Raw genomic sequence first — 8,692 nt, 5'->3', positions numbered from 1 at the left:
CGCCGTCATGCGTAAACTTATCGAAATGGCAAATGCGCTCGTCAAAGCTAATCGCAAGTGGACCCCGAAAACCGCTTGATCAACACGGATACTTCTGTGAAGACAGGAGTTGATTCAACTCCGCCGGCAGCAGCAAGCTCATCCAAGCACAAGTCACCCGGTAGGGTTTCGCGCGATGCGCAAATGGCAGAAATTTAGAAGCCGCAGCGCAGCGATGAACTCGACCTGAAAGTCAGCTCTGGGCAGGTCGCGTAGCCGCACGAAACTTCATGCGATGGCTCAGATCCGCAGGCCGCGGACGACCAGTGCGAGGCGCGGTATCGTCAGACCCGACGCGGTCTCGTAGGGCCGGTGAAAGTCCTCGAAGGCGGCTCGGAAGGTCTCGCGCCGGTCGGGTGGCAGGGCGGCATGCGTGGCCGCGACGGGCCCGAAGCCGGTGACATACTCCGCCCAGACCGTCGCCACGTCCGGCGCATAGAGCGTCGTCACCTGTTCACGGACCTCGATCTCGAAGAATGCGCCCAGCGTTTCCCGCAACCAGTCCGGATGACCCCAGTCGAAGGGCGAGGCGGGTGGCGGGGGTGCGTCGGCCCATTTGCCCACCAAGCCGAAGAAACCCGCGATGTAGCCCTCTGGTTCATCGGCCCAGGTCGCCAGCGCCAGGCGACCGCCCGGTCGCAGCACCCGCGCCATCTCCGCCACGGCCCGAGTGGGCTCGTTCGAGAAGATGACGCCATAGGTTGAGAGCACCCCATCGAAACTGCTGTTGTCGAATGGAAGCGATTCGGCGGCCGCGCGTTGAAAGTCGGGGCGCGGATCGAGACCGGTGGACAGGATCTCGGCCGCCTCGAGCATGCCAGGAGCGATGTCCACGCCCGTGACGGCCGCACCGCGCCAGGCCGCCAGCCGGGCGCCCCAGCCGGTGCCGGTTCCGATGTCGAGGATCTTTTCGCCGGGCCGCGGCCAGAGGGCCTGGACCGTGTGCGAGATGGTGTCCGAGAGGCCAAACGAGATCCCGTCGTAGGATCTGCCGGGGTCTCCCCACATCTGGGCCTCCAGGCTCAATGTCTCGATGTTCATCTTTGTCTCCGTTCGCTGGCTTCCACGAAAGTCTGCCCGGCGAGCGCGTCCACTGATACTCCACGAAATGGAGTATTCAGCCTGGGGCACCTGCGGTATCCTGAGCAGGACACGGGAGTCTGCCATGAAGGGCTACGGCCAGTTCTGCCCCATCGCCAAGGCCGCGGAAATTTTCTGCGAACGCTGGACCGCTCTGGTCATCCGCAACCTCGGCGCTGGCGCGGAGCGGTTCAATGACATCCACCGCGGCGTGCCGCACATGTCGGCCACCCTGCTGACGAAGCGATTGCGCAAGTTAGAGGCGGAGGGTCTCGTCCGCCGCCGGCGCGGCCCTTCGGGCAAGTCCTGGACCTATCATCTCACGCACGCCGGGGCCGAATTCCTTCCCCTGGTCGGCGCGCTCGGGATCTGGGGGCAGCGGTGGACGCGGCGCGAGCTCCAGGAGGGCGAACTCGACCTCGGTCTGCTGATCTGGGGGCTGGAGTATTCCGTCGATCCCACGGCCTTCGGGCCGGATCGCCACGTCCTGCGCCTCAGCGTCTCCGATCAGCCGGAGCACAAACGGCTCTACTGGTTCGTCTGCGAGGCGGGCACGCTCGATCTCTGCGTGTCCGATCCGGGCGGGGCGACCGATCTCTTCCTCGAGGCCACGCTGGGGAGTCTGATCCGGGTCTATCGCGGCGATGTCGCGCTGGAAACCGCTATCGACGACGGGCGGCTCAAGGTCGATGGCGCGCCGAAGCACATCCGCCGCCTCCGCCGCTGGTTCAATTTCGACGAAATGGCCAAGACACGGGCGGTGGAGGATGGCCCAGCGAGGCAAATGGCATCGCCGCCCAGGACGTGAGGATGCGCGGACGCGGCAAGTGCACGACATTCCCGATGCGCGCATTGCCCGGCATTCGCCATCCGAACGTTCAGTGCATTCCCAAATGCTCGCTCAGAGCCGGCGATTGCCTGTTTAGGAGACGCCGGGCCGATAGCCCTCAGCCACGCAGATGTGCCAAGAACCAAATCGAGTATCATTTGGAGTGCGCGCGATGACACGCGACCATGTGTCGATAAACAGAGACATCTGGAATGCCGACGCGGCAAACTGGGTAGAGGTCGGTGAACGTCTCTGGGGTCTCGAGACTCCGGAATGGGGCAGATGGGGAATCCCGGACGAAGGCCTGAACCTGCTTCCCCCTGACATGACGGGCATAGAGGCCATCGAGCTCGGATGTGGCACGGGCTACGTCTCGGGCTGGATGACCAGGCGCGGCGCGCGGGTGACAGCGCTCGATGTCTCTGCCGAGCAATTGGCCACGGCCCGACGCCTTGCAGCAGACCACGGTGCGGATATCACCTTCATCGAGGGAAATGCCGACGAGACAGGCCTTCCGGATAGTGCATTCGACTTCGCGATCTCCGAATATGGTGCATCGATCTGGTGCCCACCGGCGACGTGGTTGCGGGAAGCACGGCGATTGCTGCGTCCGGGTGGGCAGATGGTATTCCTGGGAAATCATCCGCTTTCGCTGATCTGCGCGCCTATCGACGGGTCGCCCTGCGACTTGACGCTGCATCGCCCTTACCGGGGCATGTGCGGCGCGGATTGGACAGAGGTCGACTACGAACCGACGGGAATATGCTTCAATCTGACAATTTCGTCTTGGATGGCACTATTCACCGACATCGGGTTCGACGTGACAGGGTATCAGGAACTCTACGCGCCAGATGAGGCATTCGGAACACGCGCGGCCGTTCCTGCAAGTTGGGCCAGGAGATACCCTGTCGAGCAAGTTTGGCACTTGAAGAAGCCTGAGTGACAGCTTCATCCAATTTGTGTGCATCCGGAGTATCGCGGTTTCGCAGGCGCAGCGAATGGCCGGTCTGGTGATCTGCCCCACCACGCAAGAACTGGGAGTGAATGGCAGGACTGGGCCGAGCTGACCCGGCTCCCCTCACGGCAACTAAAGAGAATGTGGCCAGACCAAGGCTCCCGTTGCCCCCTGCGTTTCACTCGCGCTAACGATCTCGGTAACCTCGATTAGTAACCTCATCCTGGCACTGTGACGGTCGCGACACGGGCGCATACAGGTCTTCAGGTTTGGGTTGCGGTCACTGCGTCGGCAGACCAGACTTGATCTGGCCAAGCGTTCGCAGCTCCGGACAGGCTTTATGAAAAAGGACCCCAGACAATGGCCCTTCTCGTATCAGAGCAGATGCAAAAGCGCAGAGAACAGAAGTTTCGAAGGGAGTTGGTCCGCGCATTATCTGTGTTGCCAGCCAAAAAACTGAATGGTTTCATATCTGGAGTTTTCGACGACTTTGAAAGCCAACCATCGCCTGACGATTTCGTCGAGATGACGATTGCATCTAAATTTGGAACAGGAAACGCCGTTTCGGATGGTGGTAGCGGCTTCCTGCTGGAAACCTCCCTTAAAGTTTTTACCGAAGCAATAAATAGTGGGAGCCTTCCGCGCGGTGAAATTCAGCCTTGGGGTTCGCGCCATTCGGTAATGTTCGACAAGTCTGACTGCTGGAACGCAGCTTTTTTTCTTGAGGCCGATGCAAAGCTTTTGTCGAATGTGCACAAGATCCGTGCCGAGGATATTATCTGGGCAAATGAGATATCTCCCTATCTCTTTCTGGACGGAGAAACCCATGCGTTCGGGTTCGTTATCATCCCGATGCCTGCCATGACCCTCGACGAATTCAAGGCATATGGCAGTGCAGAGCTGGATGGGTGGGAAGAAGGAGTAGCGAGTCGGTTCCTGAAACAAGGCTTCTGCCGTTATCAGATCCCAGGTTTTGATACTGGTCCCATGGAGTATATCAGTCCCGTTCATGTGAAATTCGGACCTGTCGACAAATTGATCCAGCTTCTGCCAGATCGCAAGAGGCATGAGGTTTCGTCCCACAATCGAACATACCAATCGGGAAAGGTGACGACTGTCCAGGCGCATCGTCGGAAGAACCCACTTAGGCTGGTAGTGAACAACCGCGCTCTAACTGACCATATTGTCTACGAGGTGCAGGACGCTGATGGCACAATCAGGTATTTTGGTGAAGGCAAGAGCGATCGTTGGAAGCATGTCAATTCCGGTGTTTCCCACAATCGGAAGATCAACGAGCACTTTTTTACCCGTGGCGAGATGACGATCAAGGTTGTCCTTGAGGGGCTTACGAAGAGCGAAGCATTGAGTATAGAAAGGCTGCTCATCTGCAGTGCCCATGGTCAGAACCTGTGGAACGTCAAAGATTACGAGCCCTTTCGTCCGGTGAACGAGCGAACTATATCCGAACAAGAGATCGAAGACCTGTCTGGCGACCTATTTTGAAAACCGCATCGGACCGCTCAGAAACAGCATTGTTTTGGACATTCATTCGAAGTGCTTCCAGACGTACCGAAGCGGCCATTGACTGAATCGATGCGAATTTTTGGCATCTCGATGGCCAGCCGGTCCTTTATAAATTCTGTTCAGCCGGCAGCTGTGTCCGCCAACTGACATTTTGTAATAGATGACCCCGCATGATCTAAGAATGTCCGCTTTTCCGGACTGCGCCGCAGCATTGTATCAGGGAGTTAATGGCCGGTCTGGGCCGTCCTTGTCTACCGCGGGTCTTCCTTGCGAGGGAGGATCCGGGCTTTCTCTGCCAGCGCGAACAGAAAGGCACTTGCCACAAATGCGGGCCTTCATCTGCCATCGGATCTTCCGTTCCTTGCCGAAGTGCTTTTTGAACTTTCTCTCGAGCGGCACGGCAGGTTCGACTTGCAGGGCTTAGACGGGCCTCTTTGAGGTTAGGAAGGCCACGGAGTCATCGGTTTCAAGTTCGATCCAGATGGGGAGGTGATCTGAAAGCTGGCGGGTGCGCCAGTGCACGCGCCAGTAAGAGTCGAAGACATCCTCATCCCCGGCGATGTCACGCGATCCACCATAGTCCGAGATGACCGCATCGCGATAGCTCGGCTTGTCGGCATCGCGGAAGACATGCGCGAAGAGATCGAGCGTGCCGCCACTCGGGGCGCCATTCGACCGCGTGCCAAGTCGGAAATACTCGTTGGAGCTTAGAAACATGCGGTCGTAGATCTCGGTTCCGGCGGCGTTCGTGGGCAAACCCAGCAGCGCTTGCGGCTCGACATACCCGTCACTCTCCAGGAGGGCGACCGTATCGCCGTCGCGCGCCGCGTAGAGGTTCATGTCCCCCACGAGGATGAGGTTTTCGGTCCACATGTCGTCTCGCGCTTCGGCGAGGGCCGACAGAAGCAGGCGCACCTCGTCGCGTCGATACCGAACGTCTTCGCTGCCGTCCCCCGGCGCCAGATGGACGTTCACGAGCGAGAACCGTTTCCAGCCGGTGATGAACCCGGTCACATGTGGCGCGCGCGACAATTGTTCGGGTGGCCTTGCGCTCTCGAAGGCGAGTTCCGCGCGGAGCTCGGGCCAAGCGGCGACTTCGCCGGAAAGTCCGGACAGCTGCACGCGCCGCTTGTCGTAGAGATAGACCGAGCGCTCCTTGTTGCCCGCCGGCCCGCCCGTGATGTCCGTCATCATGTACCCCCAATGGGGCCCGAGCAGGCGCATGAGAATATCGAGATCCTTCAAGGTGCGTTTGACTTCCTGAATGGCCACCAGATCGAAATGCGAGATGACCTCGGCGATCCAGTGATAGGCCTCTGGAAGACGCCCCGTAAGGTGGCCGAACTCGCGGATATTCCAGCTTGCAAAGAGCAGGTTGCCGTCGGTTCGGCGAGGTGGAAGTTCAACGTGCAACGCTCCCTTCAGTCGAAGCACGCCATCTATGATCCGCTTGCGCGCATTCTCATCGAGCCCGGGGAAGACCTGCGCGTAGTCGCGCTCCTCAAGATCATCGGTAGTGCGTAGGTCGTGATAGGTCGGCATTGGGGCAAAGGGTCCTTTTTTGGCGGGGATCTCCCGTCAGATTGTCTTCGAAGAGAAGTCTGGTCTTTCGCACCGATCCAGGCAAGTGCTCGCGCCCGGCCGGAAGTTGCCCCAAAGCGAGGACGTGGTAGTGGGCAACGTCGCCGTCCGCAGCTTCGGCACGCTGCTGAAACTGCTGCGCCGCGGGCGGCGCTATGCCTCGTCGGGCGCCATTGCCGGCCCGATCGTCGAACTCGACATGCGCGACACGTATCTTGTCTGCCTCTTTCTGCGGGCCGCAGCGGAAGCAGAGCGGCGCCGCGCGCACCGCGCCGCCCTCTATCCTTGCAACGCGCTTGCCGTCGCCGATGGAAAACCCGCCGCAGTTTGCGTTCCGCCTTCCGATACACGTTTCGCCTGACGGAACATATCCCCGGCAAACGCGCGCGTCTGAAACCGGAACAGATTGGCGCCAAGTCCTCAGTGCCAAGACCTCAGTGTTGTGTGGCAGATCGGTGGGCGCGTCCGACCCGTCAGCCGATCGTCTGCCTCTACTTTAGCGTTCCAAAGGCCGCAGACGACCAGTGGACCGCAAAACACTTGATCCACTTGCCAGTGAACGGCAGACTACCTGGATACTACTGGTGACAGAATCTGTCCGCACGATGCACCGTTCGAATTCTACTTCTCTAATTTTCTTCGAAACCCGGAGATTTTCATGCGCACTCCTTTCTGCCTGTCCCTTACGCTCTTTTTCTCGGTTGTCGCACCGCCCATCCTGGCCCAGGATGACTTGGGCGAGCTGCCACGAAAGACCCTGCCGATGGACGACGCCGACACTGTGCGCATCGGGTTGCCCTACGACACCGCAGTGGGTTCCCTGGGCGGGGCACAGCCCTGTCTGGCGGGTTACGAGGCGACGATCGACGCGGACGATCCAAACCGGTTCGAACAGCGGATGGTCCAGTCGACGAACGCGATGGAGGTCGCGCGAGCGCTCAACATTGACGCCACCGCCAACGGCATCGTCGGCGGGGCTCAGGTGTCGGGCAAGCTTGGCTTCGCCGCCAATACCAGCGTTGCGCACAACGCGCTGAACTATACGCTGTACGCGCGCTATCAGGCGCCGCCGCAGCGCATCGCGCCGCAGGATGGCGCGGTGCTCCGTCTGGCGCCGTTCGCGCAGGACCTGATCGACCGTAGCGATGCCGACTTCCGCGACACCTGCGGCGACAGCTTCGTTGAAGTGATCTTCCGCGGTGCCGAGGCCTACGGCACGCTCAGTTTTTTTACCGTGGATGCCAGCGAGCGCCGCAAGATCGATGCGGCCGTGGATGCAAAGGGCATAGGCTGGAGCGCATCCGCGGCTATGAAGGACGAAATCGATACACACTCTTCATCGGGCACGCTGTCGGTCACCTACAGTCAGACCGGCGGGCTGACGGGAGACAAGACGGGCAGTGCCGAAGATCAGTGGGCCAGGCTGGAACAGGCAATCGAAGGCATCAAGGGCACGTCGTCGCCGGTCAAGACCGGGTACCGGGTCGTTTCCTATGCCGCCCTGCCGGGATGGAGCCATGGGGCGCTGACGCCAAGCCCCGACATCCTGAATCTGGTTTATCGCTTGTCGGCGTTCGAGACGCTGAACCGGGCGCTGGTGCCAATGATCGCCGATCCCTGGCAGACCGAACTGGATTTCGTCATGCGCCGCGCCCAGGGCGACGGAGCGGGCAGCATTGCCGCGCTGACAAGGTTGCAAACCGACCTGCTTGCGGCCCGGGCCACCGTGGCTGCAATCCTCGCGGCTTGCCGTGACTGGACCCCCGACGCACCGCCCGCCGACTGCAAGTCACAGGACGTCCTGAACGATACGCTTGAGAAGTTGCCCGACCCCTATACGTTCATGGCGCGGATGCCGCTACGGGTGGTGTCGCGCGAGGACTTTCACCTGGACCGGGAGGCGCTGGTCGAGCGGATCTTCCAGCAGAACCTGATGTTCGCGCGGAACGCCTATTGCGAGGAGGCGACGATGCAGAACCTGACTCATCCCGCCTGCATCGATCAGGCGACGTTGCGCGACCGGTACATGTCAGCGATCCTGACCATGGTGACCCCCAGGCAGCCGCCCGCCGTGAATAAACGATACCAGATCGTCTCGAATGCCCGGACTGACAACACCTGTGTCACCGCCTATAGGCGCGGCACTGCCAAAACGACGCAATTCATGCAAACATGCAACAACAGGAGAGACATCTTCCTGTGGCAATCCGACGGCAAGATAAAGGTACGCGACGGAGAGTGCATCGCGGGCCCGATAAAGAGAGGTGCTGCAACATCGACCCATCCTTGCAGCACGAAGGAAGGGGTGCAGACCTGGAGATTCATCCCGACGCCCGGCGCAGACGGCGCGCACGGCCTGATCAGCGAGGCCGGCCAGGGCCGGTGTCTGTTGCGCGGGCCCGAAAAGTCCGGGAGCATTACTCCGGTCCTGACCGATACCTGCGATCCGTCGAGAGTGACGATGCAGTGGCGGCTGGTCGCGAAATAGAGCGCGCGGCGCTTGATATTCTACACCCGCCCGGGGTCGGTCAGATGATCGACCCGATCTAACAGGACCGTCCAATGATGCGCCAGGCAAAATCCGTCGTTTTTCGTAAGCGCCAGCTGGGCCCCACGGGCTTTTCAGCTTGACGTCTGGAAGTTCCAAGGGAGGAGTTCGTCGATCCGGTTTTTCGGATGGCCGG

7 protein-coding genes are annotated in these 8,692 nt (G+C 60.4%); 5 read left to right on the top strand and 2 right to left on the bottom strand.

What is annotated here, in order from left to right:
- Window positions 1–279: 279 nt before the first annotated feature.
- Window positions 280–1,080, bottom strand: a complete 801-nt coding sequence (locus V8324_RS20385; RefSeq protein ID WP_336421732.1) for a class I SAM-dependent methyltransferase — start codon at window positions 1,078–1,080, stop codon at window positions 280–282.
- Between the two features lie 124 nt (window positions 1,081–1,204).
- On the opposite strand from V8324_RS20385, the gene V8324_RS20380 reads away from it, so the two are divergent.
- From V8324_RS20380 to V8324_RS20370, 3 genes are all read left to right on the top strand, one after another.
- On the top strand, window positions 1,205–1,927 hold the full coding sequence (locus tag V8324_RS20380) for a winged helix-turn-helix transcriptional regulator (RefSeq protein WP_336421731.1): 723 nt from the start codon (window positions 1,205–1,207) through the stop codon (window positions 1,925–1,927).
- A 193-nt stretch (window positions 1,928–2,120) separates the two neighbouring features.
- Window positions 2,121–2,891, top strand: coding sequence for a class I SAM-dependent methyltransferase (locus tag V8324_RS20375; protein WP_336421730.1), 771 nt, complete (start codon window positions 2,121–2,123; stop codon window positions 2,889–2,891).
- Between the two features lie 372 nt (window positions 2,892–3,263).
- On the top strand, window positions 3,264–4,406 hold the full coding sequence (locus V8324_RS20370; protein ID WP_336421729.1) for a hypothetical protein: 1,143 nt from the start codon (window positions 3,264–3,266) through the stop codon (window positions 4,404–4,406).
- A 441-nt stretch (window positions 4,407–4,847) separates the two neighbouring features.
- Here the strand turns inward: V8324_RS20370 and V8324_RS20365 are convergent, their stop codons facing one another.
- Entirely contained in the window at window positions 4,848–5,969 is a 1,122-nt protein-coding gene (locus V8324_RS20365) for an endonuclease/exonuclease/phosphatase family protein (protein ID WP_336421728.1), read from the bottom strand.
- A gap of 19 nt (window positions 5,970–5,988) precedes the next feature.
- On the opposite strand from V8324_RS20365, the gene V8324_RS20360 reads away from it, so the two are divergent.
- Together V8324_RS20360 and V8324_RS20355 are read left to right on the top strand one after the other, a co-directional pair.
- Window positions 5,989–6,369, top strand: coding sequence for a hypothetical protein (locus tag V8324_RS20360; RefSeq protein ID WP_336421727.1), 381 nt, complete (start codon window positions 5,989–5,991; stop codon window positions 6,367–6,369).
- A 297-nt stretch (window positions 6,370–6,666) separates the two neighbouring features.
- On the top strand, window positions 6,667–8,496 hold the full coding sequence (locus V8324_RS20355; protein ID WP_336421726.1) for a hypothetical protein: 1,830 nt from the start codon (window positions 6,667–6,669) through the stop codon (window positions 8,494–8,496).
- Window positions 8,497–8,692 lie beyond the last annotated feature (196 nt).

This window comes from Roseovarius sp. D22-M7 (genome assembly GCF_037083785.1).
Lineage (GTDB): Bacteria > Pseudomonadota > Alphaproteobacteria > Rhodobacterales > Rhodobacteraceae > Roseovarius.
This window is presented reverse-complemented; position numbering and strand designations above follow the sequence as displayed.

What these genes read in the sequence shown, in the direction of transcription:
- V8324_RS20370 (WP_336421729.1), top strand. Translation starts at nt 3,264, where the DNA reads ATGGCCCTTCTCGTATCAGAGCAGATGCAAAAGCGCAGAGAACAGAAG.
- V8324_RS20385 (WP_336421732.1), bottom strand. Translation starts at nt 1,080, where the DNA reads ATGAACATCGAGACATTGAGCCTGGAGGCCCAGATGTGGGGAGACCCC.
- V8324_RS20365 (WP_336421728.1), bottom strand. Translation starts at nt 5,969, where the DNA reads ATGCCGACCTATCACGACCTACGCACTACCGATGATCTTGAGGAGCGC.
- V8324_RS20375 (WP_336421730.1), top strand. Translation starts at nt 2,121, where the DNA reads ATGACACGCGACCATGTGTCGATAAACAGAGACATCTGGAATGCCGAC.
- V8324_RS20355 (WP_336421726.1), top strand. Translation starts at nt 6,667, where the DNA reads ATGCGCACTCCTTTCTGCCTGTCCCTTACGCTCTTTTTCTCGGTTGTC.
- V8324_RS20380 (WP_336421731.1), top strand. Translation starts at nt 1,205, where the DNA reads ATGAAGGGCTACGGCCAGTTCTGCCCCATCGCCAAGGCCGCGGAAATT.